A 26680-nucleotide genomic window follows, 5' to 3' on the forward strand; every position below is an offset into this window, starting at 1 on the left:
GGTCTCGACGACGCCAAGGCGGCGTTTCTGGGGCAAGCACCGGGCGAGCCGTCACAGCCCACTGCACGGCCCCCGGAGCCCACCCATCCTCCCCCTTCAAGGAGGCCGCGACGTCCACCAACGGCGTCTTCAACGCATGGATGCATATCAAATCGTTCTTGCGATGGAATTGACCCTCGGCGCGCCGGTCACGAGTTAACACGGGCCCACTCGGCCTCGCGATAACCGCAGCGACAAAACCGTCGCTGCCCGCGCCTCTTCCCGATAGGCAGACGGCCCGATATGCAGACGGGATGACCACAGATGGCGAATTCGAAATCTTCCTTGCAACCTCCCCCGGCTTCGAACCCGTGCTTTGCAAAGAGGCCGAGGCTCACGGCTTCAAGCAACCGAAAGTCATCACGGGCGGTGTAACGGTAAAGGGTGGCTGGACCGAAGTTTGGCGCGCGAACCTCGAGCTCCGTGGCGCCGGTCGCGTTCTCGCCCGCATCGGCGAATTCCGGGCCATGCATCTCGCTCAGCTCGACAAACGCGCGCGCCGTATCGCCTGGAGCGAAGTCCTGCGCCCCGATGTGGCCTTCCGCGTTCAAGCGACTTGTAAGGGATCGCGCATTTATCATTCGGGCGCTGCGGCTCAACGCATCGAAAAAGCGATCCGCGAGGAATTGGGCGCACCGCCTTCGGCCGACGCTGAAGTCATCATCAAAGCGCGCATCGACGACGACCTCTGCACCATCGCCGTCGATACGTCGGGCGAGTCCCTCCATAAGCGCGGCCATAAGGAAGCCGTCAACAAGGCGCCGATGCGGGAAACGCTGGCATCGCTTTTCCTAAGGCAATGCGGATACGTGGGAACCGAGCCCGTCGTCGATCCGATGTGCGGCTCCGGAACCTTTATCATTGAAGCCGCAGAAATCGCGGCCGGCCTGAAGCCTGGCCGTTCACGGCACTTCGCCTTCGAGCAATTGGCGACCTTCGACGAAGCAGCTTGGAAGAAGCTCAAGGCCACAACCGATCGACCGAAAACGGGGCTCCGATTTTTCGGCAGCGACCTCGACGCTGGAGCTATCCGAATGAGCCGCGCCAATGCGGAGCGCGCCGGTGTCTCTGAGATGACGGAGTTCGTTGAACTCGCAGTTACCGAATTGATGGCGCCCAGCGGGCCGCCTGGCCTGGTCATCGTCAACCCTCCCTATGGCGACCGGATCGGCGACAGGGATAACCTCCAACCCTTATATCGTTCGCTGGGACAGACGCTGCGCAGTCGTTTCGGCGGCTGGAGAGTGGGCCTCATCACGAGCGAGGCATCGCTTGCCAAAGCGACCGGACTGCAGTTCTTGCCGCCCGGCGGGCCCGTCTCGCACGGGGGACTACGAGTGACGCTATTTCGGACTGAACCATTGAAGTGATGTCGATCGCGCATTGTAATCGCGTTCCGAGCATGACACCGCATTGAAGGAGCTTGAGCGATGACGGAATACACGCCCCCGAAGGTCTGGTCCTGGAACAAACCGAGCGGTGGCCAGTTCGCCAGCATCAATCGCCCAATTGCGGGGCCGACGCACGAGAAAGAATTACCGGTCGGCCGCCACCCGCTCCAGCTCTATTCGCTAGGCACCCCCAACGGCGTGAAAGTCACGATCATGCTCGAAGAGCTGTTGGCGCTCGGGCACCACGGAGCCGAATACGACGCCTGGTTGATCAGGATCTCCGAAGGCGATCAGTTCGGCAGTGGCTTCGTGGACGTAAATCCCAATTCCAAAATCCCCGCCCTAATGGACCGGAGCGGACCTACGCCGATCCGCGTCTTCGAATCCGGCGCGATCCTCGTATATCTCGCTGAGAAGTTCGGCGGCGCCTTCCTTCCGGCCAAGGGCGCCTCACGTGCCGAATGTTTGTCCTGGCTGTTCTGGCAGGTCGGGAGCGCGCCCTTTCTCGGCGGCGGGTTCGGACATTTCTTCGCCTACGCGCCGGCGAAGATCGAATACGCCATCGATCGTTTTGCTATGGAGACAAAGCGCCAGCTCGACGTGCTCGACCGCCGGCTGGCGGAAAGCGAATACATCGCGGGCGATACCTACACGATCGCCGATATGGCGATCTGGCCGTGGTACGGCCAGTTGGTGCAAGGATCGCTCTATGGGGCCGGTGAGTTCCTCTCTGTGGAAGACTATAAGAACATCCGCCGCTGGGCGGGCGTGCTTGCCGACCGGCCGGCCGTCAAGCGCGGGCTCATGGTCAACCGCACCTCGGGAGAGCCCTCGCGGCAATTGCACGAGCGCCACGACGCCTCTGATTTTGAGACCAAGACGCAGGATAAAGTTCGCGCCGGCGGTTAGCTACGGCGCGCCGTTGCGCGATGTCAGCCACACGGCGAGATCCGCAATTTCGCGATCTTGCGTTTCATGCTGCATGCCGGGATAGGCATGAAATTCGTTCGGTACGCCGAGACGGTCGAGTTGCGCATGCGCCGCCTTTCCGGTGGCAAATGAAATACGCGCGTCGGCCGTTCCATGGCCGATGAAGAGCGATGCGCCCTGCCAGTCCTTTCGCGGGGAAAGCTCGTGCGCATCGAAGCCGTAGAGCGAGCCGCTGAGCACCGCAGCACCGCGAAACCTCCCGGGATTTTGCAGAACGGCATGGTAGACGAGCACCGCCCCCTGGCTGAAGCCCACCAGAAAAACTCTTTGCGGATCGGCGTCAAACCGCTTGATCGCCGCTTCAACGAGCCTGCCGATAGCGGCGATGCTGAGCCTGATATCCGCCCCGGTCGACCCACCCTTGCGATACCATCGATAGCCGCTGGTCCCGTCACCGAATGGTGCGCGCGGCGATACGACGATGAAGTTTTGAGGAAGTTGCGGCCAGAGACTGATCATATCGTTCTCATCCGCGCCGCTGCCATGAAGCAGGACGATCAGAGGCGAGTGCCCGGGTGTTCTACCCGGCCCATGGACGAGATAGGTCAGCTCGAGTTCCGCTGTCTGCGCCAACGGCGCGACGGCCGTGCAAAATATGAGGAGCACAAAGAAAAAAATCCGGCCGGCCGCGCTGCAAGAGGTAGACACGCTATGTTGGCTCATTATCCCGAACTTCAAGCGATTGATCACACGGATTAAACCACATGCGTTGCTTCCCCGCTCGCCGGCTCGTCTGCCTAACCGAAGAGACGGTCGAGACGCTATACCTTCTGGGCGAGCAAAATAGGATCGTCGGTGTTTCGGGATATGCTGTCCGCCCGCCGCAAGTCCGCCGCGAGAAGCCACGCGTATCAGCCTTCACATCGGCGGACATTCCCAAAATCGAGGCGCTGAAGCCCGATCTCGTCCTGGCGTTTTCGGACATCCAAGCCTCCATCGCGGCCGACCTCGCACGCGCGGGCTTGGCCGTCCATATTTTCAATCAGCGTGATCTCGCCGGTATCTTCGCAATGATCCGCACGCTCGGCGCGCTGATCGGCTGCAACGAGAAAGCCGATGTTCTTGTGAAGTCGTTCGAAGAGCGCATCGAAAATATCCGCGGTGAAACGCGCTTGGCTGTGCACCGCCCGCGCGTCTACTTCGAGGAATGGGATGACCCGCTGATAACAGGCTTATGCTGGGTCTCCGAACTCATTGAGATCGCGGGTGGCGAGGATATCTTTCCTGAGAAACGAAGTGAGCCCGCCGCCAAAGATCGCATCGTACCCCCCGCCGAAGTGGCTCAGCGAGCACCGGACATCATTCTCGCGTCCTGGTGCGGAAAAAGGGTGCGACCGGAAAAAATACGCGCGCGCGACGGATGGCAGGACATTCCAGCCGTGCGCAAAAACAGGATCCATGAGATCAAGTCACCGCTCATTCTGCAACCCGGACCGGCCGCTTTGACCGATGGCCTCGATGCCATCCGGACGGCGATCGGTTCCATCAGCGGTCCGTGACCGCAATCACGAACAACTCCGCATTGTTCGCTAAGAGGATTTTCATCACAACCAGGGAACAGCCATGGCCCCCGGACGTATTCTGGTACGTTGCTCCACGGGGCGCAAAGCCGCAAATAATTGGCTGAGCCATGTCAGATCGAATTTATGCGTCGTTATTTTATATTGCTTTGATCGTGGCCAGCTCATGGACCGTCGTGACGGTCGGCGAAGCACTTGCCCGTGAAGCTCTCGCAAGATTGGCCCTGGCTCCGTCTTCCAAGATCCGGCCAACCCGCGTGAATGTTGTGCTCGCGTCGCAGAAAAATATCGCGGGGCCTGGGAAAGCCGGTGACGTCATCGTTCCGAAAGCGCCATCAATCTCCGCCGGCGAGTTGGCAAAAGCGCTCGACGAAGCTGAGCACAACGACAAGCAATCCAAAACGATGGGTGCAATTGCGCGGCCGCGCGTCGCCGGCTGGGTGCGGCGAATTCCGCGACGCGCCATTCCGGAAGATCAGCCGAGGCGGGCCGTATCGGAAGACTCTTCTGGCCACATCATCATGCGCGCATTGCGAGCAGAGATGTAGTTTCGATGGCTTGAATGGAATGGTGGGCACCCGGCGGGGGGAAGAGGGGTGGCCGAGTGCCCACGCTCAAAGACCTCAATCCGGGGGGAGGATATGAGGTATACGCACGATATCAGAAATCCGACAGCGAGAAGTTAACAGCGGCGATCCTCGCGCGAAGATTTTCCGAACCTCAAAGATTCGCGATAGCTGCTCCGAGAAATTACCGCCAAACCCCGCCAATTGTTGACATTTTGACTCTTGTATTATGTCCGGTTCGAGCGGTTGGGCTGCGCGCCCATCCGCCTGCTGCGCACTTGCGCCGATGACCGCACGTGCACGAATTCTCTTCGACGACGCGTCGACAGCGCCTGCTCCCATGCGCGCGCCAGGGCATAAACGAGAACGAACCCGAACGCGTAGAAACTTGCGATGAAGATGATGACGGGAGCCGCGTCGCCAGACATTGTCGCCTCCTATTCGCTCTCCTTTGAAGTGGCGATTGCACCATCATCATTCAAGATGCTCGCGAGCGAGCAATCGAGAAGCGGCCGGCGCATCGATCCGATTACTGTGGTTGTGGAGATCCATACGAGGTCTCTTCTTGCGGCGCTTCAAATCGCCTACGTTGAGTGAGAGGGCCGCTCTCATGAACACAAAGCTCCTTTCACTCTTACAGCGCGAAGCAACTGCTCGTCTCAACGCAGCCGAATATGAGCTTGTCTCATATACTAGAGCGTGCCGGGGCAAGGTCGTCGATATGCACGAGATGAAACGCATCAGGCAACTCCGCGAGCATGTAGAGAGTGCGCGAGCACGGCAGTTGAAATGGACGCGATATCGCTTCCTCGCTGAATCCGGCATTCTATAAGAAGAATTGCCGAATAGAACGGCACATCCGGCGCATTTTGTCTAAATTGTCACCAAGCGTTCTTCTGGCGCTGGTGTAAAATTTAGCGCGTAACCACCGATTCGCGGTTCCTGAGGGACGGCTGGCGTGACCCTGGTCATCGTCTTCATCGGCGCAATCTGCAATTATTATTTCGGCGCCATCGGTGCCGTCCTCGGCGCTTTGGTCATAACCTCCGCGCTTTCAAAATCCAGAGCCAACGCAGTTCTACCGTCTCTTATATTGATCGGCGTCTCATGGGCAGCCGGCGGCGCCATCGCGAGCAGCGCCGGGGCAGTGGCGGGAGTCTTATTGGCCACCGCAGTGGCGATATGGTTTGAAGGCGGCGAAAAACGGCGCCACCACCATCCGGCTATCGACAAGCATTGACGCAAGTCGACCCGGGTTTCCCTCCCAATGCACTCCAACAGCCTGCACCTTCGTATCGCCCGTGCTGATGTTCGCCGACGGACAGTGAATTAGGCGCACTTTGCAAGGATCAAAACCGGGCCTACATCAGGACCGCTTCCCGATAGCGCTCTCACCCCCGCGAGGTATCCATGGAGTACGTCAAGCTCGGTCACACCGGTCTCGAAGTGTCCCGCATTTGCCTGGGCTGCATGAGCTACGGCCAGTCCGACGGCGGCGTCATGAAATGGACCTGGACGTTGAGCGAGGAGGACAGCCGCCCGTACATCAAGTCTGCCCTCGAACAAGGCATCAACTTCTTCGACACCGCGAACGTCTATTCGCACGGCGAAAGCGAGCGCGTTCTCGGCCGCGCCCTTCGCGATTTCTCCCGGCGCGAGGAAGTCGTCATCGCCACGAAAGTCTATTCGCCGATGCGGCTCGGACCAAACGGCAAGGGCCTTTCGCGCAAGGCCATCATGTCCGAGATCGACGACAGCCTAAAGCGCCTCGGTACAGACTACGTCGATCTCTACATCATCCATCGTTACGACTACGAAACGCCGCTCGAGGAGACGCTCGAAGCGCTCGACGAAGTCGTGCGTTCAGGAAAAGCGCTCTATCTCGGCGCATCCTCGATGCACGCCTGGCAGTTCATGAAAGCCCTCGGCCTGCAACGCGCCAACGGCTGGGCGCAGTTCATATCGATGCAAGACTATTACAACCTGCTCTACCGCGAGGAGGAGCGTGAGATGCTGCCGCTCTGTCAATCCGAGGGTATCGGCGTTACGCCATGGTCACCCTTGGCACGCGGGCGCCTGGCGCGTCCCTGGCAGGACGCGCCGCAAACGGAGCGCGCCAAGAACGATCCGTTCGCCGACCGGCTCTACGAAAAGTCGAAGAAGCTGGACAAGCCGGTGGTCGATCGAGTGATAGATCTCGCGAAGGCGCGAGGCGTTTCTCCAGCCCAGATCGCCCTCGCCTGGATGCTGAGCAAACCCGCAGTGACCTCTCCCATCGTCGGCGCGACCAAGCCCCATCAGCTCGACGACGCGATAAAGTCCGTTTCGCTCAAGCTGACGAACGAGGAAATCACCCATCTCGAAGAACTGTATGAGCCGCATCGGGGGCCCGAAGGCTTCGTCTAAATGGCGATAGGGATCGAATTGAACCGCTGCACGGCTCGCGCGTTTCCATCCGAGGCGCGTTCGAGTCCTGCGGTTCATGCAAAAGCCGGTTGCAAGCGAGAGAATTGAAAGCGGAACTGTCGTCGAAACGACGATACCCTCGCGCCTCGACCGTTTGCCGTTTGGACAGTTCCACGTCCTCGTTATCGTAGCGCTCGGCATCACGTGGATTCTCGACGGGCTGGAGGTCACGCTCGTCGGCGCCATAGCGGGAGCTTTGAAGGAAAGCCCGACGCTGCGGTTCACCAACACCGATGTCGGCATAACGAACAGCTCTTATCTCGCGGGCGCCGTACTCGGAGGCTTGTTCTTCGGCTGGCTAACGGACAGGCTCGGCCGCAAAAAGCTGTTTTTCATTACGCTGACGACCTACATGATCGCAACGATCGCGACAGCATTCTCGTGGAACCTGCTCAGCTTCTCGCTGTTTCGATTTCTCACCGGAGCCGGCATCGGAGGTGAATATACCGCCGTCAATTCAACGATCCAGGAACTGGTGCCCGCTCGCTATCGCGGCTGGACCGATCTAACAATCAACGGCAGCTTCTGGCTCGGCGCGGCGCTCGGGGCACTGGGCTCCGTCTTCCTGCTCGACAGCAGGCTTCTACCCGCCGATATGGGATGGCGGCTGACCTTCCTGATCGGAGGCGGGTTGAGCGCATTCATCTTTCTGCTGCGCCTCTGGATCCCCGAGAGCCCGCGCTGGCTCATCACGCATGGCATGCCGGAAAAGGCCGGCAAGATCGTCGGCGATATAGAAGCGCGACTCCGGAGCGAAAATCATATTCTCGATGATAGCTCAATCACAACGACACGCTTGAAAACGCGAAGCCATACGCCGCTCCTGGAGGTCGCGAGGTCCATCCTGAAAACGAACCGCGACCGGGCAATCGTCGGGTTCTCCCTGATGACCGCGCAAGCCTATTTCTACAACGCGATCTTCTTCACCTACGCGCTCGTTCTTTCGTCGTTCTACGGTGTCCGGACGGATAAAATCGGCTGGTATCTTCTCCCCTTCGCGGCCGGAAACTTCCTTGGACCGCTGCTCCTCGGACGGCTCTTCGATATTTGGGGACGCCGCCCGATGTTGATCACGACCTACAGCGTTTCCGCAGTGCTGCTCGCCGTCACCGGATATCTGTTTGCAGCCGACCTCGTCTCCGATTCCATGCTGACCGTCGCGTGGGTGATCGTGTTTTTCTTCGGATCGGCGGCAGCGAGCGCCGCCTATCTGACCGTCAGCGAATCCTTCCCGCTTGAGGTTCGCGCGCTTGCCATCTCGCTCTTCTACGCCGTTGGCACAGGCGTCGGCGGCGTGATCGGCCCGGCACTTCTTGGCCATCTCATCGATACGGGATCGCGCTATAGTGTGTTCAAGGGCTATCTCATCGGCACGGCGTTGATGCTGATTGCGGCCGGCATCGCCTGGCTGAAGGCGGTCGCCGCCGAGGGCAAACCGCTCGAGCAAGTCGCGCGCCCTCTATCCCTCGCCGACGAATAAGACGGACGAGCAAACGAGCGATCGCAAACAACAAAAATCGATTTGCAATTCTAATTTTCATATTGGCGTTTCGAGCGCCGGCTTCGCGATATTCGCGCAAAGGGCAGCGGCAGGGTCGCGGCAGCTTAACTCGGGATAAATCGATATGGATCGACGCAACTTTTCTATGGGTCTTGCTGCCGTTGCGCTTACACTGTCCTCCGGATTGACCGGCCCAGCCGCCGCCGATCCCACCACAGTGCGCATCGGCTTTCAAAAGTCTTCGACGCTCATCAACGTGCTGAAGGCGAATGGCGAACTCGAAAAGGCGCTGTCGGAACTCGGCGTATCCATTACCTGGTCGGAATTTCCGAGCGGCTTGCCATTGCTCGAGGCGCTCAACGTCGGCGCCATCGATATCTCCGGCGACGTCGCCGACACCGTTCCGATCTTCGCGCAAGCCGCAGGCGCCAAGCTGACCTATCTCGCAACCGAAGCACCTTCGCCATTGGCACAAGCGCTGCTGGTGAAATCAGACTCGCCAATCAAATCCGTGGCCGAGCTCAAGGGCAAGAAGGTCGCCGTCGCCAAAGCAGCGGGAAGCCATTACCTGCTCATTGCTGCCCTCACGAAGGCGGGCTTGAAATTCAAAGACATCGAACCTGCTTACCTGACGCCCGCCGATGGCCGCGCCGCCTTCGAGAAGGGCGCCGTCGATGCCTGGGCGACGTGGGACCCCTTCGTCTCCGCAGTTCAAAAGCAATCGAGCGTTCGCATTCTCGCCGACGGCACGGGTATCGCCGATTATCGGCGCTACTATCTCGCGTCCTCCCCATTCGCCGCCGCCCGTCCGGATGTGCTGAAGGTTGTCTTCGCCAAACTCAAGGAATCGGGCGAATGGACGAAGAAAAATCCGGAAGCCGCCGCCAAACTGTTGGCGCCGGTTTGGGGCCTCGATCCCGCAATCGTAACGGCCGCAAATGCCCATCGCAGCTATGAGGTCAAAACAGTCGCGGCCGAAAACTTCACCGACCAGCAGAAAATCGCCGACGCGTTCTTCGCCGAGGGCGTCCTGCCGAAAGCGATCAAGGCCAGCGAAGCCGAAATCTGGACGCCGGACAAGAAAGCGGCGGCAAATTAAAAGCCGGATCCATCCGGCTTTCGACGCTGCAAGCATCCTTCAATCAATGTGCCGCTGAGGCGCCGCCGCAAGCCTCGTGATCGAGGTCGCCGTGACGCAGACCACGAAAGCCATGACGTTGTGGCTGGAACGCCGGCGCATCCGCGGATTGCTAAAATTTGATGTTCCTTTCGCAACGGTCAGCGCACTGCGCGGAATGATCGTGATGGATTTACAGCGCACCGCGATGCTCGGGTTGGCCCGGCCCCCTCGCCCGGTGAGATCAAGGCAAGATCCCGAATCTGTGCCAAGCTTTTCCTCGATGGCTGTCGCGCCTGAACCACGAAAATAGGCTGCGAACGGAACTTCCACGGGCGCCCAAAGTAACAAAATACCGTTCGATGAAATCGTCCCGCACGGCGCGGTGATTGGCTGCAACGGAGCCGGTGCGACCGCCACGTTTAAAGACGACGAGTTTAGCGGCCGTGCGGTTTTTCTTCCACGAAGCCGGGAAAAAGCCCAGGAAAAAGCTATGACCGATGGCTCGCCCGCCCCTCATTCTCCGCCCCCCGCGCGCGGATTGGCTCTGAGGACGCTTGCAATCGCCGCCATTGCATCGGCAGGAATTCTGACATGGCATTTCACCGAAACCGATGACCGCTGGACTCGCGCCGCGCACAGCGAACCAGCGACGAGCACACTCGAAACAACAGACGATGCATTCATCGCGGGTGACGTCACACCCCTCGCCACCAAGGTCTCAGGCTACATCCGATCCGTGCCGGTCAACGATTTTCAGGCTGTGAGGAAGGGCGATCTCCTCGCCGAAATCGACGCGTCGGATTACGACGCCGCGCTCGTTCAAGCCCAGGCGAACGTCGCCTCCGCACAGGCAAATCTCGACAATCTCGCCAATCGCAAAGAGAGCCAGCAAAGCCTCGTGCGTCAGGCTCAAGCAGCGGTAGACGCGGCTGAGGCCGATCTCGATCGCTACACGCTCGAAGCCAAGCGCCAGCACGATTTGCTGAAATCGAGCGATATCGGCACGACCCAACGCGTCGAGCAAGCAGACGGCAACGCACGACGGAGCACGGCCCAGTTGGCTCTCAGCAAAGCCCAGCTCGATCAGCAAAAAACCGCTCTCGCGAGCCTCGCCCCCGCTGAGGTGCAGTTCGAAGCCCAACTGCGCGCTGCCAAGGCCTTGGCAGCGTTGGCGCAGAACAACGTGACCAGCACGCGTATCCTATCGCCCGTGGACGGTATCGTCGGCCAGCGTCAGGTCCGTCCCGGGCAATTCGTCGGCGTGGGTTCTCCGATAATCACCGTCGTTTCGCTTCCCAATGTTTGGGTCATCGCGAATTTCAAGGAAACCCAGATTACGAATGTGCGGGCCGGACAAACCGCACGCATCAGGGTCGATGCCTTTCCGGATCTGAAGGTGACAGGCCACGTCGAAAGCTGGGCGCCGGGGACGGCGGGCATTTTCGCGTTGCAGTCTTTCGATCCGAATACGGCGTCGGGGAATTTCACGAAGGTCGCCCAGCGCGTTACCGTGAAGATCGTTCTCGATCAAAACTCGGCGTTCGGCACGCTCGTTCGGCCCGGAATGTCGGTTGAAGCGACAATTGATACGGGAAGCGCCCCTGCCGGCGCGGGCTCAACAGCCTCAACCAGATAACGCGGCAACCCCGCACGCCGAAAAGCGCTGCCGGACGTTGCATTTCCGCGAGATTACTCCCCCAAAGAAGCCTGTTCTTGCTCTCGGCCGCGGCCGAATGCTACAGACCTAACTCGCTTTGAGTCCTAGAGCGTAACAACATCAATCATTTAGCCTCCGGCAAGATAACTTCGGCGAGACTCGTGGCATCGCGACGAGCTGTCTCGACCGCGGCGGCGACGACGACGGAAATGAAACAATGACCGCGCCCAAGATCAAGCTCCACAAAAGTGATTTACCCGCCGGCCTGACGTTTCCGAATGGCGTTGCGATCGACACCGAGACGCTCGGACTGAACCCCCATCGCGATCGCCTGTGCTTGGTGCAGCTCTCAGGTGGCGACGGCACGGCCCATCTCGTGAAGTTCGACGGTAGGAACTATGACGCTCCGCGTCTCAAGGCCCTCCTGACGGATCCGAAGGTCCTCAAGATTTTTCATTTCGCCCGCTTCGATATCGCCGTGCTTGAGCAGTACCTCGGAGTTGCAACCACACCCATTTATTGCACCAAGATTGCGTCGAAGCTTTCGCGCACCTACACGGACCGCCACGGCCTGAAAGACCTCGTCGGCGAACTGCTTGGAATAGAGCTTTCGAAGCAGCAGCAAAGCAGCGACTGGGGCGCCTCCGAACTTTCCGATAGCCAAAAGGCTTATGCCGCGAATGACGTTCTGCATCTTCACGAGGTTAAGAAGAAGCTCGATATGATGCTCGCGAGAGAAGGCCGGCAGGATTTGGCCGAAAAGGCCTTCGGCTTCTTACCCACGCGTGCCCGCCTCGACCTCGCCGGGTTCGAGGAAGACGATATATTCGCGCACTGACCCTGGCCGCGGCTAAGCGCCAGAGCCGGAGCATAAGGTCCCAAAGTCTCCCCAATTACCGGCGAGATTAGGGGCCTTGGGGGGAATTTCATGGCCACTGCGGCTGTCACATCGAATAATACGGCTGTAGCGGGTAGCCCTGCGCGCGCCCCGGGCAACAGCATCGTCATTGCCGGCGATCGGACGCAAAGCCGGATGGCCGCCCATCGCCATTCCCAGCGCGTCCGGATTCTTAAAATCGGGCTGCCGCTCGCCGCCGTTGCGACGGTCGCGATTGCAACCATGAACATTCTCGGCAACGCCGGAATTGGGCCGTCGCTCCCGCCGATCGAAGTTCCGCAGATCGTTGCCGACAATCTCAAGATGCATAATCCGCATTACGAGGGCTTCAACGCCGATGGCGGCCGCTATTGGGTGAAGGCGGAGACCGCGCAACAGGATCTGAAGTCCCTCACGGCCATTCATCTACAAGGCATCACTGGCGAGCTGACGGACGCCAAAAAGCAGAAGACGAACCTCGTCGCGGCTCGCGGTCTCTTCGACAACAATACGAACGTCCTGGAGCTTTACGATTCGATCGACGTCACGGGCGACGGGGGACTGACCGCGAAGCTGACGCGTGCGACGATCAGGACGAAAGAAAACGTCATCACGTCCGATCAGCCATCGACGATATTGATGGGCGCAGGACAAATCACGTCCAACCAACTGACCATCCGTCAAAAGGCGAAAGAATATACGTTCGTCGATAACGTGCGGACGCATATGAAGGCGAAGGAAGCTCAGCCCGCCGCCGGCGATCAATCGGCTGATCAAGCGCTTCCGTTCGGAAAGCCCGGCGAGCCCGTCGACGTCGAAGCCAATCGGCTCGATATCGATGATGTAAAGAAAACCGCATTCTATACGGGGAAAGTCGTCGCGACCCAAGCAGGGGCGACCATGACCGCGCCCGAAATGACCGTCACTTATGAAGGTTCGGTCGCTCCCGAAGGCGGCAACACCGCGAAGTCCGTTCCGCAGGACGCCGGCAACCAGGGAACGAAGGTCAAGCAAATTCTCGCAACGGATACCGTTGTGCTGAAGCAGCCGAACGGCCAGACCGCAACCAGTCACACGGCGCTCTTCGATACGATCTCGAACACCGCCGTTCTCGAAGGCGATGTCGTGCTGACCCAAGGCGACGACAAGAAAGCCGTAGGCGATCGTGTCGATTACGATCAGACGGCGCAGACCATGGTTTTGACCGGTACCGTCGTCGTAACGCAGGGACCGAACGTGCTCCGCGGGCGCCGCCTGACCTACCACCGCACGACGAGCAAGATGCAGCTGACGGCACCGGCCGATCCGAGTACCGGAATAGGTGCGGGACGCATTACGGCGCATTTCATGCGGCCGTCGGCGAAGGCGGGTGCCCAACCAGCCGACGACGATCAGGATAGCGGTGGCGGTATCTCGTTCGGAGCAGCGTTCAAATCCGATCCGAATTCGCCTTATGACGTCGTCGCCGAAAAACTCGACGTCGATGACGTGGCCAAGACGGCCCTGTTCACCGGCAACGTTTCGGCCGTGCAGGGAAGCATCTCGATGCGATCGCAGGAGCTGACGGCGTTCTACACCGGCAATGCCGGGATCGGGTCTTCCGATGGCGCTGCGGCGGCAGCCGGCACACCCGCGTCGTTGACGCACCTGACCGCCCGCAAGAAAGTCGTCGTGGTCGCCAAGGATGGGCAGACGGCAACCGGCGATTGGGCAGAGGTTGACGTCAAGAAAAACCTGACGACGCTCGGCGGCGCCGTCGTGCTGACCCAGGGCAAGAATATCGTGAACGGGACAAAGCTGGTGATCGACATGAACACCGGCGAGGCCACGATCAAGACAGAGCCGACGGCAACGAGCGGAACGGTGATGACGAGCCGCGAGAGCGGCGGCAATGGCGAGGTTTTCAAGGCCGAACGTCCGAGCGCCGTCTTTTATCCCGGCCAGTTGAAGAAATCGAAGATCCAGGCAGATAGCTGGCAGGTCCGTACGTCGCCTTGACCTTGCGAACGGCATGGCGACAATTGAGGCGGCGGCGACAGGGCACGAAGGGCTGCGAGGTAACGGGTGTTTAAGGCTTTACCAATTCGCCTCAAATCGAAGTCGAATGGTGCAGGCGCCAATGGTGCAAGCGCGCACGCAAACGGTGTGAGCCCACGCCAGGCGCCCTCCCCCGACGACCCGCACGCCATCGGCGCGGACGGCTGGCTCACGGCGTTCGACGTCAAGAAGTCCTACCGCAAGCGGATGGTCGTCAAGGGCGTGAACCTCGCCGTTGGCCGCGGCGAATCCGTTGGCCTTCTCGGTCCGAACGGCGCCGGCAAGACGACAGTTTTCTATATGATCACCGGCCTCGTCGCCGCTGACGAGGGCCGCATCACGATCGACGGCGAAGACGTCACCAAGCTGCCGATGTATCAGCGCGCCCGCCTAGGCGTCGGATATCTTCCTCAGGAGGCCTCGATCTTTCGTGGACTGACGGTCGAGCAGAATATTATGGCCGTCCTTGAGTTGATCGAGCCGGACCGCAAGGCGCGCAAAGAGCAGCTGGACAGCCTGCTCGAGGAATTTTCCATCACGCGGCTCAGGAAATCGGCAGCGATGGCGCTTTCGGGCGGCGAACGCCGGCGCTGCGAAATTGCCCGCGCGCTGGCCTCGCGTCCTTCGTTCATGTTGCTGGACGAACCGTTCGCCGGCATCGACCCGATTGCCGTCGGCGACATCCAACAACTGGTTCGCCACTTGACCGAACGCGGTATTGGTGTGTTGATCACAGACCATAACGTTCGCGAAACATTAAGCCTGATCGATCGCGCCTATATTATTTATGATGGTCAAGTTCTGACACAGGGCAAGCCTTCTGAAATCATATCGAATGAAGATGTGCGGCGGGTCTACCTTGGCGATATGTTCGTTAACGCGCGTTGAGTATAAGTCGCTCCGAGTTTACGGAAACGGAGCAATGGGTTAGCGCATGGCGCTTTCAGCAAAATTAGAGCTGAGACAAGGCCAGCAGCTGGTAATGACGCCACAGCTGCAGCAGGCGATCCGTCTCCTGCAGCTCTCCAATCTTGAACTGACCGAATTCGTCGACTCCGAGCTCGAACGCAATCCGCTCCTCGAGCGCGACGACAACGCCAACGCTAAGACCGCCGACGAGCCGATCGTTGAACGCACGGAGGAAAGCGCCACCGACGACCGCTGGCTCGATCTGCGCGAGCCCGTCAACGACCATACGGGCGGCCTTGACGTCGACTTTGGCAACGTCTTCCAGGAGCCGGGAACGGGCGAGCCCGGTTCGGGCGCCACCTCGGCCGCAACATCGGGATTGAGCTGGGCCAACGTCTCCCAGCGCATGCACAATGGCGGCGACGGCGACAACGACCTCGAGGACTTCGTTGCCAATCAGATTTCGCTCCGGGACCACTTGAGCAGTCAGCTGCCGCTGACCGTTAGCGACCCCGTCGAACGGCTGATCGGCCAGCACCTGATCGATCTCGTCGACGAGGCCGGCTATATCCCCGAGAATCTTGAAGCGCTCGCCCAGCGTCTCGGCGCGCCGCTCGAACTGGTCGAAAGCGTGCTCGGCAAGCTTCAGACCTTCGATCCCCCCGGCATCTTTGCCCGGTCACTGGCCGAATGCCTCGCGCTCCAGCTCAAGGACCAAAATCGCTACGATCCCCTGATGGCGCAGCTTTTGGCGCATCTGGACCTGCTCGCCAGCCGCAATATCCCGGCGCTGAAGCGGGCGATCGGCATCGATATGGACGAGCTGGCCGATATGATCCGCGAAATAAAACGGCTCAATCCCAAGCCCGGCCTGAAGTTCGGCTCCGTTCAGCTTCAGCCGGTGGTGCCGGACGTCATCGTCCGCGCCGCCTCGGACGGCGGGTGGCACGTCGAACTGAATAGCGACACTCTGCCACGCGTTCTGGTCAATCGCACCTACTACACGCGCATTGCCAAGTCCGCGGCCAACGAGCGCGACAAGGGCTACATCTTCGATTGCCTGCAGACGGCCAATTGGCTCGTTAAGAGTTTAGATCAGCGGGCGCGCACGATCCTGAAGGTCGCAGAGCAGATCGTGCGCCAGCAGGACAGCTTCTTCATGTACGGCGTGCAGTATCTGCGTCCGCTCAATCTCAAAGTGATCGCCGACGCGATCTCGATGCACGAGTCGACGGTGTCGCGCGTCACATCGAACAAGTACATCGCGACGCCAAGGGGTATATTTGAGCTGAAGTACTTCTTCACCTCCGCAATCGCCTCTGCAGCCGATGGCGAGGCGCACTCCTCGGAAGCCGTGCGTCATCGGATCAAGCAGCTAATCGACGCCGAAAGCGCCGGCGATGTTTTGTCCGATGATCAGCTCGTAGACCGCCTGAAAGGCGAAGGCATCGAGATTGCCCGCCGCACGGTCGCAAAGTATCGCGAGGCGATGCGCATACCCTCTTCGGTACAACGCCGGCGCGACAAGAAACTGGTTGAACGTCTCGGCGACTTTGCCTGATTCTCGGCACATAACCCGCTGAGAAAAAAGAGACTTTCAGTTACATTCTTAGCCGAAAGCGTGATTTGACAGGGCACATGGCGGGGCCTAACGATTAAACTGTGAGAGGCTGGGTTGAGTGTCGGTCACACGCTCCCAAGACTTCAAAAAAGGCAGCTCGGAGCCCAGGAGCACATTGCGCTCGACAACGGCAAACGCAGCCTCGGTAAGTGCAGAACAGGCATTTTCATGACCATTCAAATCACTGGTAAGAACATCGAAGTCGGCGACGCTTTCCAAAACTACGCCGGCGACAAGATCCGGGGCATCCTCCAAAAGTTTCTTCCGCGCGAAGTGAACGGCCACATCCGGCTCGAACGCGAGCGCGAGGTGTTTAAGACGACCTGCACGGTCCATGTCGCAGGCGGTCTTCTGCTCGAGGCCAACGGCGAGGGCGGCGACGCCTACAGCTCCGTCGATTCCGCCGCACACCGGCTAGAGACGCGCGTAAAGCGCTATAGGAGCCGCATTAAGCATCACACCTCGCCGGCTGCAGCTGCACGTCGCAAGGTCGACATCGAAGCACGCGATTATATCGTGAGCTTAGGTGACGACGACGAGCCCGAGCAGGAAGAGGCGAATCCGCTTATCATTGCTGAGGGCCAGCGGAACATCGGCCATATGACGGTTAGTGAAGCTGTATTGAAGCTCGACTTGTCGGAAGCGTCCTTCATGATTTTCAGGAACGCTGCACATGGTGGGCTGAACGTAGTTTACCGGCGAAACGACGGGCACATTGGGTGGATCGACGCCGATCTGCCAGCGGCAGCGAAGGCGAATGGCGCCTCCGCGCCGGAACATGCGGATTGAGGGCAGTTTATTTATTTCGGTCAATGCAATGTGGCAACCGTCCAGGAAACTGGCTCGGTAGCCACATTGGCGGCCATATCATCGTGGATGGAGCCTGAATGAATATCGAAGACATGCTCGCCCCTGACGCGATTATCCCGCGTTTCGAGGCTGAGGACAAAAAGCAGGCGCTGCGCGACTTGGCTGAGAAGGCCGAGGGCCTGACGGGCGTTGCCGCTGGCGACATTTATGCAGCCCTGCTGCAGAGGGAGCGTCTGAGTTCCACGAGCCTTGGCCGTGGGATCGCGATCCCGCACGTCAAGCTTCCTGGCGTGAAGAAGATCACGTGCCTCTTCGCGCGCCTCGCGCGTCCTATTCCCTTCGAAAGCCACGACGGTGAACCCGTCGATCTTCTGTTCTTTCTGCTGGCGCCCGAACACGCGGGAGCCGACCATTTGAAGGCCTTAGCACGAATTTCCCGGCTCGTCCGTGACCCCGCGACCCTCGAGGGCCTGCGCACGGCCAAAGACGTCGAAGGCCTCCGGAGCGTTCTCACGAAGCCCCTCACATCGCACGCAGCCTGACCGGCTCTTAAACGCAGAGGGCTCGCAGAACGCGAGCCGTTGAGCGTGATCGGGGAATGCCTCGCCTCAGTGCAGGACCGCGATCACGCCCAGTCCGATGCCGCCGACAAGCAAGCGCCACCAGCCGAAGTATGAAAGCCCGCGCCGCGAGATGAAATCGAGCATGTAACGGACCACGATGGCGCCGGTTATGAACGCCGCGATGAACCCGAGCACGATGTGGCTCACATCGTCGGGCGTCAGAATCGACCAGTTTTTATAGAGATCGTAGGCGAACGCTCCCGTCATCGTCGGCATGGCGAGAAAAAACGAAAACTCTGCCGCGGTGCGCTTGTCGGCGCCGAGCAGCACGGCCGAGACGATCGTCGAGCCCGACCGCGAAACGCCGGGGATCATCGCGAGACACTGTGCGAAGCCGATAATCAGCGCCGTCAACGGAGGAATGTCCATAACGTCGGTATAGCGCGGCTTGTACTTCATCCGGTCGACGACAAGCAGAATGATGCCACCGACAACCAGCGCGGTGCACACGATCAGCGGCGATTCGAAGAACACTTCCTTGATGATCTTATGTGCCAAGACACCGATGAAAACGGCCGGCAGGAAGGCGATCAACACCGCAAGAACGAAACGCCGCGTTCTGGGGTTGCTGGGAAAATCGAGAGCGATGTGCCAAAGCTTGCCCGCATAAACGGTCAGAAGGGCAAGGATCGCACCGAGCTGGATCAGCACTTCAAACGTGCGTCCCGAAGACGTCACGCCCATGACCTGCTCTGTGAGAAGAAGGTGCGCCGTCGAGGAGACTGGTAAATATTCCGTCAGGCCTTCGATCAGCCCGAGCAGTACGACTTGCCACGTTTCCATCAGTGCTCCTTAGCGCTCCGAACGCGGGCGAGCGTTACCAGAAATTGCGGCAATACCAAAGAGGTCGTTTAGCCGAGTTGCCATCGAATCGACGACAGCGGGTGTATACTGGCGCGACCAGCAGAATAGGAATCACATGCCTCCGCGACTTACGCAGTACCGCCTCTGTCCGCGTTCACGGTCCATTCGATTGGCGCTTGCCGAATACGGCGTTGAAGTTCAGCTCGTCGATGAAAACCCGTGGGAATGGCGCCAGAGCTTTCTTGCGAAGAACCCGGCGGGCGAGATGCCGGTTCTCGAATTCGACAACGGCCTGATCCTCTGCGGTGCGTATTCGATCTCTGAATTCATCGCTGAAGAGGTACTCCCGGTCGCGACGATGGCGACGCCGGGACCGCCGCCACTCATCCCGGGCAATCGCGAGGATCGCGCGGAAGTCCGCCGCCTGATCGACTGGTATCAAGGCAAATTGGATCGTGAAGTGACGCGCGAGCTGCTGATCGAGAAGGTCTATAGCTCGATGCGCCCGACAGGCCCTGTCGCTCCCGATCCCGGTGTTCTGCGTGCCGTCCGCGCTAACCTCAAATACCATCTGTCTTACACGGGCTATCTCGCCGACAACCGGCGCTGGATCGGCGGTGACGAGCTGAGTTTTGCGGATTTCGCCGCAGCCGCCCAGATTTCGACCGCAGACTACCTTGGCGAGATCCCGTGGAGCGACTACCCCGCGGTCAAAATCTGGTATCAACGCATGAAGTCACGGCCGTCTTTCCGCGCCCTGCTCGGCGACCGGGTTCCGGGAACCGCGCCGCCCCTTGCCTATTCCGATCTCGATTTCTAAATCGCTCGTATGCTCGACGTTCCTAAATCCGGTTCCGATCTCGCGGACATGATCCGTGCCGAAGCATCGAAGCTCGGGCTCGATGCCGTTGGCATCGCACGGCTGGCCGACGACACGGAACTCACCGCACGCCTGGCGCACTTCCTGAGCGAAAAGCGTCACGGCGACATGGATTGGATGGAAACTCATGCCGACCGGCGGAGCGGTCCGCTGAAGCTCTGGCCCGATGCCAAGAGCGCCATCATCTTCGGACAATCGTATGCGCCGCCGAGCAATCCCTTGGATGCCCTCCACGATCGCTCCAATGCGGCGATTTCAGTCTACGCCAAAGGCCGCGATTACCACGATGTGCTGAAGAAAAAGATCAAATCGCTGGCGCGCTCGTTCGCTGAACGATCCGGCGCGGACGTCAAGGTCTTCGTCGATACCGCGCCGCTGATGGAGAAGCCGCTGGCCGCCAAGGCCGGCCTCGGCTGGCAGGGCAAGCACACGATCCTCGTTTCGCGCGAACACGGCAATTGGCTCTTCCTTGGAGCAGTGTTGACCACTGCGGAGCTTGAACCTGATGCAGGCACGGAGAACCATTGCGGTTCATGCCGGCGATGTCTCGATATCTGCCCGACGAACGCTTTCCCCGCGCCCTACCAGCTCGACGCACGCCGCTGCATCGCCTACCTGACGATCGAGCACAAAGGACATATCGCACCAGAATTCCGCGTGCCCATCGGCAATCGCGTATTCGGTTGCGACGACTGCGCCGCCATCTGCCCGTGGAATAAGTTTGCAGGCGCCGCGACCGAGATCCGTTACGCAGCGCGCCCCGAAACCGACAATCCGCCGCTCGCCGAACTCCTCGCGCTCGACGATGCTACATTTCGGGCGCGTTTCGCCGGCACGCCGATCAAACGCACCGGACGCGATCGCGTCGTGCGCAACGCGCTGATCGCCTCAGGAAATTCCGGCGATCGATCGCTGCTTCGACATATCGAACCACTGATGGAAGACAGTTCCGCTCTTGTCCGGGCGATGGCGATCTGGGCGTCGCGCCGCCTTGCAGACCCCGGTGAGATCGCAGCCCTGCGAAAGCACTATCAAGACCGTGAGCGCGATCCCGAAGTCGCCGCCGAATGGACTTTGCCAGTGGAAGGAATTCAAGGCGCATGAGCCGGCTCTTCTGTTTCGGACTAGGCTACTGCGCGAGCGAACTGGGCCGGCGCCTCCTCGCACAAGGCTGGACCGTCGCCGGAACGACTGCACACGTTGAAAAGGTCGAGCGTCTTGCCGAGCAGGGCTTCGAACCATTTCTCTTCGATGGAACGGATGCGCTCCACGATGTCGCCGAAGCACTGCAAAGCGCAACGCATGTGCTGCTATCCATTCCGCCGGATGCCGAGAGCGATCCGGCCTTGCGGCACTATGGAGCTGCAATCGCCGCTAGCCCCTCCATTCGCTGGATCGGCTACTTCTCGACAGTCGGCGTGTACGGTGACGCTTCGGGCAACTGGGTGGACGAAACGACGGAAACGCGGCCAGGAACCGAGCGCGGGCAAAGGCGCGTCAAAGCTGAGAACGGCTGGATCGACCTCGCGCGAGCATCCGGCAAAGCCCTCGTCATCTATCGCCTGCCGGGAATCTACGGGCCCGGCCGCAGCGCCATCGACCAGCTGAAGGCAGGAACCGCACGCCGCGTCTTCAAGCCCGATCAACTGACCAACCGCATCCATGTCGCGGACATCGCGACCGCTGTACAGGCAAGCATCGACCTTTCGCCCGGTGTCCACATCTTCAACGTGACGGACGACCTCCCCGCGCCTCCGCAGGATGTCATCGCTTACGGCGCAGAGCTATTGGGCGTCCCCTGCCCGCCGGCTACCGACCCCGCCGATGCCGCTCTCTCCCCGACCGCACGAAGTTTCTATATCGAGAGCAAGAAGGTCTCGAACGCCCGCATGAAATCCGAACTCGGCGTTAGACTTGCGTATCCCACGTACGTCGAAGGGCTAAAGGCGATCGCCGGGCTTTAGCGATCCCTTTTTGGTTTGTGGTCACACCTTTTCCCCCATTCCGCCAGAATAGAGGATAAAGACGATAGCGGCCGTACCTCCGGACCGGCGGGGCCAATGCGAGCGGAACCACGAGCTTTCCATGGCAACTAGAGCGCTCATTGTAGCGACGATGGCGGTGCTGACCTTCGCACTCGGCGTCCACGCCGATCCCATCGATCCGGCCCAGGCAATCGCGCAAAAGTTCTCCGCCGCGAGCGACGAGGAAGTCGCAAAGCCAGCGCCAAAGCCATCACGAAAACCAGCACCAAAGCCATCAGCGGCTGCGAGCAAGCCGGACGCCGATTACGAAGCCGATATGCTTCGCCGCGCGCGCGCCGAAGAGGCCGATCGCGAGAAGCAGGAAGCCCGCCCGCAGCAGGTTGCGGCTGAGCCCTCGGTCCCAGCCGCCCCCACACCTGCCCCGCCGCCCGCCGTCGCTCCCGCAGCGGAAAAGCAACCGGCACCGGTTCCCGTCGCGGTAACTGCCGCCCAAAAACCAGAAAGCCAACCGGAAAGCCAACGAACGATCGTGACCGAGACCCCGAGGCCCGGCACAACGCAAGCCACGGTGTTGCTTGTACTCGGTATCGATGGCGGAGCGCTTGGCTTCAAACCCGATCCGATCATTTGCATCGACCAGAGCTGCTGGCTTTCAAACGGCATCGAAGCCCCGGCCGTAAGCATGCCACGCACTCAGGCAGTTGCGCTGCGAACGACGGAGGAGACGACGTCCGATCCCTGCGCCGGAAAATCCGCCTGCGTCTATCGCGACGTCACGATCGGCGCCGACGCGCGCATCGAAGTCATCGAAGTCGGCGAAAGCCGCGGCGCATCCGCCGGTGCCTTCACGATCGCGGCCGACAAAAGCTGCCGCAACGACGGCGGCGGTCTCCTTTGCGACAACGGTGTCGCGACGCAGGATTTCCGGATTTGGGTAGTGCCTGAAGCTGTCGCCGCAGCCACCGGCCCGGATGGTCTCGAAGACGCCGTCGCCGAGGGCCTTCCCGATCCGGAAGCCGCCGCCGGCAACGACAAATAGCGCTAAAGCAGCTTGCTGATTTCAGCGAAAAGCAAATCGAGATCTTGCGGCCGCGACAGCCGATGCTCCGCGTCTGCAACCTCGATCAGCTTGACCTTCCCGCCCGTCAGAAACGTCGTGAGCTCTCGCGTGTGAGACGCCGGCACATCGACATCCAGTAAGCCTTGCATGATCACGACAGGCCGGCCCGGATCGAACGGCATTCGCGCCAGAAGATGCTCACGGCCATCCTCTATAAGGCGGCGCGTGATCGTATAGGGCTCGGCATAGGCGGACGGCTGCTTGAAAAATCCATGCTCCAGAATTTCGCGGCGGGTCTCCTCGGAAAACCGCTTCCACATCAGCTCTTCCGTCATGTCCCATGCAGGCGCGATCAGGACGAGCGCCTTGATGCGTGCCGCCTCCTCGGGTCGTTCGCGCAAAAGCTTCCGCAAGAGCAAAAGCGCGATATTCCCACCCATGCTCGAACCGATGACAATCTGCGGTCCGGCGGTAACCTCGGTGAAAACCGCCGCTGCCTCCTCGAGCCATCGCCCGATCGTGCCATCCTCGATGCGACCGCTAGCGACGCCGTGCCCGGAATAATCGAACCGCGTCGATGCGAGGTTATGCTCCGCCGCCCAGTGCGCAACGGCAGTCGCCTTCGTCGACGCCATCTCGGACATGAAGCCCGACAGCCAGAAAAGACCAGGCCCGCCGGATTTCGCCGGACGCTGCGCAATGAAGGGGATTTCTCGTGCCTCAGGACCCGTCCCGACAGGAAGGATTTGCGGTTCGGCTGATGCAATCTTATAGGGACTGTCCATCGTTGGTCTCGATGACTCCGCTTGATGAGCTGAAATGAAGAATACGTTCACAGTGCTGCAGGTGATACCCCGGATGCGCGCCGGCGGCGCGGAACTCGGCTGCCTGCAGATCGCGACAGCGCTCGTCAAGAACGGGCATCGCGCACTTGTGGCATCCGCAGGCGGTCCACTCGTTGATCAGCTTCTGGCGGCAGGAGCCGAGCATATCTCGATGCCGCTTGCCACGAAGAATCCGCTGCTTCTTGCGAAAAATGCTTCGGACCTCGCTGGCATCATTCGCCGTGAAAACGTCTCCATCATTCATGCCCGGAGCCGCGCCCCGGCGTGGAGCGCCCTTTACGCAGCCCGGCGCACCGCCACGCCCTTTGTAACGACTTACCACTCCGAATATTCCGAAAAAACGCGGCTGAAGAATTTCTACAACAGCGTCATGGCGCGCAGCGATACTGTAATCGCGGTATCGGACTACATGGCGCACCTCATCCGCACGCGCTACCACACGCCCGAGAAGCGCATCGCCGTCATACATCGAGCATTTGACTCAACCGTCTTCGATCCGGCGCTGCTGACGCCTGAAAGACTTGCCGCGGTTCGAACTCTGCTGAATGCCGACGGATCGAAACCTGTGCTGATATTGGCAGGCCGTATCACGCCCCGCAAAGCGCAGCACCATCTTGTTTCGGCCCTCGGAATATTGAAGGAGCGCGGCGCCGCGGATGTTGTCTGCGTTCTCGCGGGCGAAATCGAAAAACCGGCTTTCAAGGAGCAGCTCGAAGCCCAGGCCGAAAAGCTCGGCGTCGCGCACCAATTGCGCTTTCCGGGACACGTGCGCGACGTGGCCGCCGCCTACGCGATTAGCGACATCGCACTGAATATTTCGGAGCAGGAAGGGCTGCCGCGCGTCGCCATCGAAGGCCAGGCGATGGGCGTGCCGATGATCGTATCGGATACCGGCCCCGGCCGCGAAGTCGCGCTGACCGAGCCCGACGTCAAACCGGACGAAGCATCCGGTTTGCGCGTGCCATACGCCGATCCGAAAGCCGTCGCTGACGCGATCGAAACGATGCTTCGCTGGCCGGCTGAAAAGCGGAAAGCCTATGGCGAAAGAGGATCGGCCAACGTCCGCAGCCGCTTTACGCTGGACCAGCTGACTTCGAAAACCTTGGCCGTTTATCAGCGTCTGCTCAGCGCTTAACGGCGCCGTGGAGGCGCTCACTCGTAAAATAGACCACATTCCGCTCGGCGATCGGCGCCGGGTGTCCGCTCGAATTCCTTTCGTAAGCGGGTTTCCAACTGATCAAAGCCCCATTTGACTTGTAAACAGCGTGAGACAATGCTGTGGGACTAGCCCAAACGCTTATGGCCTTTTTTCCCATTAGTACTAGATAAGAAGATCTTCGGCTGGGTGGCCGATACGGGTAGGGACGCGAGAGCAACAAACGAGGCGATGCAAACAGTAATCTGTATAAAGTGGGGAACTCGGTACGGTATCGAATACCTCAATCGCTTGGCATCTATGGTCCGGCGAAATGCGCGGCGCGAGACACGCCTAATTTGTTTCACCGACGACGCAGAGGGAGCGGACCCCTGGGTGCAAATTGCGCCGATCCCGCCGATCAACCTGCCCGAGCGCGAATTCACGACGCCCTGGCGGAAGTTGTCGCTCTGGCAGTATCCGCTTCTTGATCTTGAAGGCGACGTCCTATTCTTCGATCTCGACGTTGTCATCACCGGACAGATTGACGACTTCTTCGACTTCGAGCCGGGTCGCTTCTGCGTTGCGCAGAACTGGACCCAGCCCAATGAGCGGATAGGCAATACCTCGATTTACAGATTTCCCGTCCGGAAGATGTCTCACATCTTCGATACCTTTAATGCCAATCCGGAAGCAATTCTTGGCCGTTACCGGATTGAGCAGCAATATATATCGGCCGAAAGCAAAGACGTCGTTTTCTTCCCGCCGGAATGGTGCCTGAGTTTCAAGCATTCGTTGATTCCGGCCTGGCCGCTGAACTTCTTCATCGCCCCGCGTCTGCCGCCCGAAGCGCGAGTGGTGGCTTTTCACGGCAAGCCGGACCCCGATGAGGCCCGCGATGGGATTTGGCCCGTGAACGCAACTTGGAAGAAATTTTACAAGTACGTCCTGCCCACCCCATGGATCGCCGACCACTGGCGATAGCGGCCAATTGCCTTGCCAAAAGGCCATGCGGCAAAGGGAGGTGTTCGGAAAATGGGCGAAATAGCCTCATTTGCCAATTTTGCTCAAGCGTCCCGCTTGACTTAAGCGCCCGTTGCTTCCCATGTTCGCCGCTGACCGGGGGTGGAATCTGTCGCCAGTCATAATTGGAACCACAAAAGGAGCTGAACCATCCGTAAACCAATGCGACCCGAGCCTCAGAGCCGGGAAAACTCAGGGCCCCGCATCAACGACCAAATTCGGGCCCGGGAAGTCCGTCTCATCGATGAGACAGGCCAGAACGTCGGCGTCATTGCAAAATTCGATGCTCTTGCCCGCGCCGAAGAGGCCGGACTGGATCTCGTTGAGATCTCGCCCGACGCGGAGCCGCCGGTCTGCAAGATCCTCGATTTCGGCAAGTTTAAATTCCAAGAGCAGAAGAAGGCCGCCGAGGCCCGCAAAAATCAGAAAATCGTCGAGTTGAAAGAGATCAAGATGCGTCCGGGCATCGACGATCACGACTATGACGTGAAGATGCGGGCAATCAAACGCTTCTTCGAAGACGGCGACAAGGTCAAGATAACGCTGCGCTTCCGCGGCCGTGAGATGGCGCACTCTCAACTCGGTATGGCGGTGCTGCAGCGCGTGAAAGCCGACACCGAGTCCATCTCCAAGGTCGAGAGCGAACCGCGCTTCGAAGGCCGCCAGATGGTGATGGTGCTCGCCCCCAAATGATCTGACTGCGGCGGGGTTATCCGCCCCGCCCTTGTCTCCCTTCGTCTCACTCCCGATTTGCTCTGATCCTTAGCCAGCGGACTTGCTCTCGCTGACGGACGGTTCTAGCGTTGCCGTATCCGACAGGT

The 26680-nt window shown here is 60.0% G+C and carries 27 protein-coding genes; 23 read left to right on the forward strand and 4 right to left on the reverse strand.

Annotation, left to right across the window (positions count from 1 at the left end; genetic code table 11):
- The first annotated feature begins 293 nt into the window (after positions 1-293).
- Both AB4Z24_RS00310 and yghU read left to right on the forward strand, forming a co-directional pair.
- Entirely contained in the window at positions 294-1409 is a 1116-nt protein-coding gene (locus AB4Z24_RS00310) for a THUMP domain-containing class I SAM-dependent RNA methyltransferase (RefSeq protein ID WP_441704963.1), read from the forward strand.
- A gap of 60 nt (positions 1410-1469) precedes the next feature.
- The gene (yghU, locus tag AB4Z24_RS00315) at positions 1470-2339 is read left to right on the forward strand and encodes a glutathione-dependent disulfide-bond oxidoreductase (RefSeq protein ID WP_441704965.1); all 870 of its coding nucleotides are present in this window, start codon (positions 1470-1472) and stop codon (positions 2337-2339) included.
- Here yghU and AB4Z24_RS00320 read toward each other — a convergent pair whose 3' ends face one another.
- A complete protein-coding gene (locus AB4Z24_RS00320; protein ID WP_441704966.1) occupies positions 2340-3026 on the reverse strand; it encodes an alpha/beta hydrolase in 687 nt (228 codons plus the stop codon).
- Between the two features lie 98 nt (positions 3027-3124).
- Here AB4Z24_RS00320 and AB4Z24_RS00325 point away from each other — a divergent pair, with 98 nt between their 5' ends.
- Together AB4Z24_RS00325 and AB4Z24_RS00330 are read left to right on the forward strand one after the other, a co-directional pair.
- Positions 3125-3919, forward strand: coding sequence for a cobalamin-binding protein (locus AB4Z24_RS00325; RefSeq protein WP_441704968.1), 795 nt, complete (start codon positions 3125-3127; stop codon positions 3917-3919).
- Between the two features lie 131 nt (positions 3920-4050).
- Positions 4051-4488 carry a hypothetical protein gene (locus AB4Z24_RS00330; RefSeq protein WP_441704970.1) on the forward strand — a complete coding sequence of 146 codons (438 nt, stop codon included), beginning with the start codon at positions 4051-4053 and terminating at the stop codon, positions 4486-4488.
- 245 nt (positions 4489-4733) lie between these two features.
- Here the strand turns inward: AB4Z24_RS00330 and AB4Z24_RS00335 are convergent, their stop codons facing one another.
- Positions 4734-4934 (reverse strand): hypothetical protein, encoded by a 201-nt coding sequence (locus tag AB4Z24_RS00335; RefSeq protein WP_441704972.1) that lies wholly within the window; start codon positions 4932-4934, stop codon positions 4734-4736.
- A gap of 530 nt (positions 4935-5464) precedes the next feature.
- Between AB4Z24_RS00335 and AB4Z24_RS00340 the strand changes: the two genes are divergently transcribed.
- From AB4Z24_RS00340 to AB4Z24_RS00395, 12 genes are all read left to right on the forward strand, one after another.
- Positions 5465-5746 (forward strand): hypothetical protein, encoded by a 282-nt coding sequence (locus AB4Z24_RS00340; RefSeq protein ID WP_441704974.1) that lies wholly within the window; start codon positions 5465-5467, stop codon positions 5744-5746.
- Between the two features lie 170 nt (positions 5747-5916).
- On the forward strand, positions 5917-6912 hold the full coding sequence (locus AB4Z24_RS00345; RefSeq protein ID WP_441704975.1) for an aldo/keto reductase: 996 nt from the start codon (positions 5917-5919) through the stop codon (positions 6910-6912).
- Positions 6913-6988: 76 nt separating this feature from the next.
- Positions 6989-8452 carry an MFS transporter gene (locus AB4Z24_RS00350; RefSeq protein ID WP_441704977.1) on the forward strand — a complete coding sequence of 488 codons (1464 nt, stop codon included), beginning with the start codon at positions 6989-6991 and terminating at the stop codon, positions 8450-8452.
- A gap of 145 nt (positions 8453-8597) precedes the next feature.
- Positions 8598-9572: an aliphatic sulfonate ABC transporter substrate-binding protein gene (locus AB4Z24_RS00355; protein ID WP_441704979.1), complete on the forward strand. Its 975-nt coding sequence runs from the start codon at positions 8598-8600 to the stop codon at positions 9570-9572.
- 91 nt (positions 9573-9663) lie between these two features.
- On the forward strand, positions 9664-9903 hold the full coding sequence (locus tag AB4Z24_RS00360) for a hypothetical protein (protein WP_441704981.1): 240 nt from the start codon (positions 9664-9666) through the stop codon (positions 9901-9903).
- Between the two features lie 180 nt (positions 9904-10083).
- Positions 10084-11229 (forward strand): HlyD family secretion protein, encoded by a 1146-nt coding sequence (locus AB4Z24_RS00365; RefSeq protein ID WP_441704983.1) that lies wholly within the window; start codon positions 10084-10086, stop codon positions 11227-11229.
- A 238-nt stretch (positions 11230-11467) separates the two neighbouring features.
- On the forward strand, positions 11468-12088 hold the full coding sequence (locus AB4Z24_RS00370) for a ribonuclease D (RefSeq protein WP_441704985.1): 621 nt from the start codon (positions 11468-11470) through the stop codon (positions 12086-12088).
- A gap of 90 nt (positions 12089-12178) precedes the next feature.
- Complete coding sequence (lptC, locus tag AB4Z24_RS00375) at positions 12179-14125, forward strand: LPS export ABC transporter periplasmic protein LptC (RefSeq protein WP_441704987.1); 1947 nt, start codon at positions 12179-12181, stop codon at positions 14123-14125.
- A gap of 66 nt (positions 14126-14191) precedes the next feature.
- A complete protein-coding gene (gene lptB / locus AB4Z24_RS00380; protein ID WP_441704989.1) occupies positions 14192-15052 on the forward strand; it encodes an LPS export ABC transporter ATP-binding protein in 861 nt (286 codons plus the stop codon).
- A 46-nt stretch (positions 15053-15098) separates the two neighbouring features.
- Positions 15099-16634, forward strand: a complete 1536-nt coding sequence (rpoN, locus tag AB4Z24_RS00385; RefSeq protein ID WP_441704991.1) for an RNA polymerase factor sigma-54 — start codon at positions 15099-15101, stop codon at positions 16632-16634.
- A gap of 228 nt (positions 16635-16862) precedes the next feature.
- The gene (hpf, locus tag AB4Z24_RS00390) at positions 16863-17483 is read left to right on the forward strand and encodes a ribosome hibernation-promoting factor, HPF/YfiA family (RefSeq protein ID WP_441704993.1); all 621 of its coding nucleotides are present in this window, start codon (positions 16863-16865) and stop codon (positions 17481-17483) included.
- Between the two features lie 98 nt (positions 17484-17581).
- Entirely contained in the window at positions 17582-18046 is a 465-nt protein-coding gene (locus AB4Z24_RS00395; RefSeq protein ID WP_441704995.1) for a PTS sugar transporter subunit IIA, read from the forward strand.
- A gap of 66 nt (positions 18047-18112) precedes the next feature.
- On the opposite strand, the gene AB4Z24_RS00400 is transcribed toward AB4Z24_RS00395, so the two are convergent.
- Positions 18113-18910 carry an undecaprenyl-diphosphate phosphatase gene (locus AB4Z24_RS00400; protein WP_441704997.1) on the reverse strand — a complete coding sequence of 266 codons (798 nt, stop codon included), beginning with the start codon at positions 18908-18910 and terminating at the stop codon, positions 18113-18115.
- Between the two features lie 136 nt (positions 18911-19046).
- Between AB4Z24_RS00400 and AB4Z24_RS00405 the strand changes: the two genes are divergently transcribed.
- From AB4Z24_RS00405 to AB4Z24_RS00420, 4 genes are all read left to right on the forward strand, one after another.
- Complete coding sequence (locus AB4Z24_RS00405; RefSeq protein WP_441704999.1) at positions 19047-19751, forward strand: glutathione S-transferase family protein; 705 nt, start codon at positions 19047-19049, stop codon at positions 19749-19751.
- Between the two features lie 9 nt (positions 19752-19760).
- A complete protein-coding gene (gene queG, locus AB4Z24_RS00410; protein WP_441705001.1) occupies positions 19761-20915 on the forward strand; it encodes a tRNA epoxyqueuosine(34) reductase QueG in 1155 nt (384 codons plus the stop codon).
- Positions 20912-21775 carry an SDR family oxidoreductase gene (locus AB4Z24_RS00415; RefSeq protein ID WP_441705003.1) on the forward strand — a complete coding sequence of 288 codons (864 nt, stop codon included), beginning with the start codon at positions 20912-20914 and terminating at the stop codon, positions 21773-21775. The genes queG and AB4Z24_RS00415 overlap by 4 nt, the downstream gene beginning before the upstream one ends.
- Before the next feature lie 121 nt (positions 21776-21896).
- Positions 21897-22835 carry a hypothetical protein gene (locus AB4Z24_RS00420; protein ID WP_441705005.1) on the forward strand — a complete coding sequence of 313 codons (939 nt, stop codon included), beginning with the start codon at positions 21897-21899 and terminating at the stop codon, positions 22833-22835.
- A 2-nt stretch (positions 22836-22837) separates the two neighbouring features.
- On the opposite strand, the gene AB4Z24_RS00425 is transcribed toward AB4Z24_RS00420, so the two are convergent.
- The gene (locus AB4Z24_RS00425; RefSeq protein WP_441705007.1) at positions 22838-23641 is read right to left on the reverse strand and encodes an alpha/beta hydrolase; all 804 of its coding nucleotides are present in this window, start codon (positions 23639-23641) and stop codon (positions 22838-22840) included.
- A gap of 34 nt (positions 23642-23675) precedes the next feature.
- On the opposite strand from AB4Z24_RS00425, the gene AB4Z24_RS00430 reads away from it, so the two are divergent.
- The 3 genes from AB4Z24_RS00430 (at position 23676) to infC (ending at position 26552) form a co-directional block, all read left to right on the forward strand.
- Positions 23676-24836, forward strand: coding sequence for a glycosyltransferase family 4 protein (locus AB4Z24_RS00430; protein ID WP_441705009.1), 1161 nt, complete (start codon positions 23676-23678; stop codon positions 24834-24836).
- A 396-nt stretch (positions 24837-25232) separates the two neighbouring features.
- Positions 25233-25820 (forward strand): hypothetical protein, encoded by a 588-nt coding sequence (locus tag AB4Z24_RS00435; RefSeq protein WP_441705011.1) that lies wholly within the window; start codon positions 25233-25235, stop codon positions 25818-25820.
- 201 nt (positions 25821-26021) lie between these two features.
- Positions 26022-26552 carry a translation initiation factor IF-3 gene (infC, locus tag AB4Z24_RS00440; RefSeq protein ID WP_045837304.1) on the forward strand — a complete coding sequence of 177 codons (531 nt, stop codon included), beginning with the start codon at positions 26022-26024 and terminating at the stop codon, positions 26550-26552.
- Positions 26553-26680 lie beyond the last annotated feature (128 nt).

The organism is Hyphomicrobium sp. 2TAF46, assembly GCF_052114865.1.
GTDB lineage: Bacteria > Pseudomonadota > Alphaproteobacteria > Rhizobiales > Hyphomicrobiaceae > Hyphomicrobium_B.

What these genes read in the sequence shown, in the direction of transcription:
- AB4Z24_RS00350 (WP_441704977.1), top strand. Translation starts at nt 6,989, where the DNA reads ATGCAAAAGCCGGTTGCAAGCGAGAGAATTGAAAGCGGAACTGTCGTC.
- AB4Z24_RS00415 (WP_441705003.1), top strand. Translation starts at nt 20,912, where the DNA reads ATGAGCCGGCTCTTCTGTTTCGGACTAGGCTACTGCGCGAGCGAACTG.
- AB4Z24_RS00325 (WP_441704968.1), top strand. Translation starts at nt 3,125, where the DNA reads ATGCGTTGCTTCCCCGCTCGCCGGCTCGTCTGCCTAACCGAAGAGACG.
- AB4Z24_RS00370 (WP_441704985.1), top strand. Translation starts at nt 11,468, where the DNA reads ATGACCGCGCCCAAGATCAAGCTCCACAAAAGTGATTTACCCGCCGGC.
- AB4Z24_RS00310 (WP_441704963.1), top strand. Translation starts at nt 294, where the DNA reads ATGACCACAGATGGCGAATTCGAAATCTTCCTTGCAACCTCCCCCGGC.
- lptC (WP_441704987.1), top strand. Translation starts at nt 12,179, where the DNA reads ATGGCCACTGCGGCTGTCACATCGAATAATACGGCTGTAGCGGGTAGC.
- AB4Z24_RS00400 (WP_441704997.1), bottom strand. Translation starts at nt 18,910, where the DNA reads ATGGAAACGTGGCAAGTCGTACTGCTCGGGCTGATCGAAGGCCTGACG.
- queG (WP_441705001.1), top strand. Translation starts at nt 19,761, where the DNA reads ATGCTCGACGTTCCTAAATCCGGTTCCGATCTCGCGGACATGATCCGT.
- rpoN (WP_441704991.1), top strand. Translation starts at nt 15,099, where the DNA reads ATGGCGCTTTCAGCAAAATTAGAGCTGAGACAAGGCCAGCAGCTGGTA.
- AB4Z24_RS00330 (WP_441704970.1), top strand. Translation starts at nt 4,051, where the DNA reads ATGTCAGATCGAATTTATGCGTCGTTATTTTATATTGCTTTGATCGTG.
- hpf (WP_441704993.1), top strand. Translation starts at nt 16,863, where the DNA reads ATGACCATTCAAATCACTGGTAAGAACATCGAAGTCGGCGACGCTTTC.
- AB4Z24_RS00355 (WP_441704979.1), top strand. Translation starts at nt 8,598, where the DNA reads ATGGATCGACGCAACTTTTCTATGGGTCTTGCTGCCGTTGCGCTTACA.
- AB4Z24_RS00395 (WP_441704995.1), top strand. Translation starts at nt 17,582, where the DNA reads ATGAATATCGAAGACATGCTCGCCCCTGACGCGATTATCCCGCGTTTC.
- AB4Z24_RS00420 (WP_441705005.1), top strand. Translation starts at nt 21,897, where the DNA reads ATGGCAACTAGAGCGCTCATTGTAGCGACGATGGCGGTGCTGACCTTC.
- yghU (WP_441704965.1), top strand. Translation starts at nt 1,470, where the DNA reads ATGACGGAATACACGCCCCCGAAGGTCTGGTCCTGGAACAAACCGAGC.
- AB4Z24_RS00430 (WP_441705009.1), top strand. Translation starts at nt 23,676, where the DNA reads ATGAAGAATACGTTCACAGTGCTGCAGGTGATACCCCGGATGCGCGCC.
- AB4Z24_RS00335 (WP_441704972.1), bottom strand. Translation starts at nt 4,934, where the DNA reads ATGTCTGGCGACGCGGCTCCCGTCATCATCTTCATCGCAAGTTTCTAC.
- AB4Z24_RS00365 (WP_441704983.1), top strand. Translation starts at nt 10,084, where the DNA reads ATGACCGATGGCTCGCCCGCCCCTCATTCTCCGCCCCCCGCGCGCGGA.
- AB4Z24_RS00405 (WP_441704999.1), top strand. Translation starts at nt 19,047, where the DNA reads ATGCCTCCGCGACTTACGCAGTACCGCCTCTGTCCGCGTTCACGGTCC.
- infC (WP_045837304.1), top strand. Translation starts at nt 26,022, where the DNA reads ATGCGACCCGAGCCTCAGAGCCGGGAAAACTCAGGGCCCCGCATCAAC.
- AB4Z24_RS00425 (WP_441705007.1), bottom strand. Translation starts at nt 23,641, where the DNA reads ATGGACAGTCCCTATAAGATTGCATCAGCCGAACCGCAAATCCTTCCT.
- AB4Z24_RS00345 (WP_441704975.1), top strand. Translation starts at nt 5,917, where the DNA reads ATGGAGTACGTCAAGCTCGGTCACACCGGTCTCGAAGTGTCCCGCATT.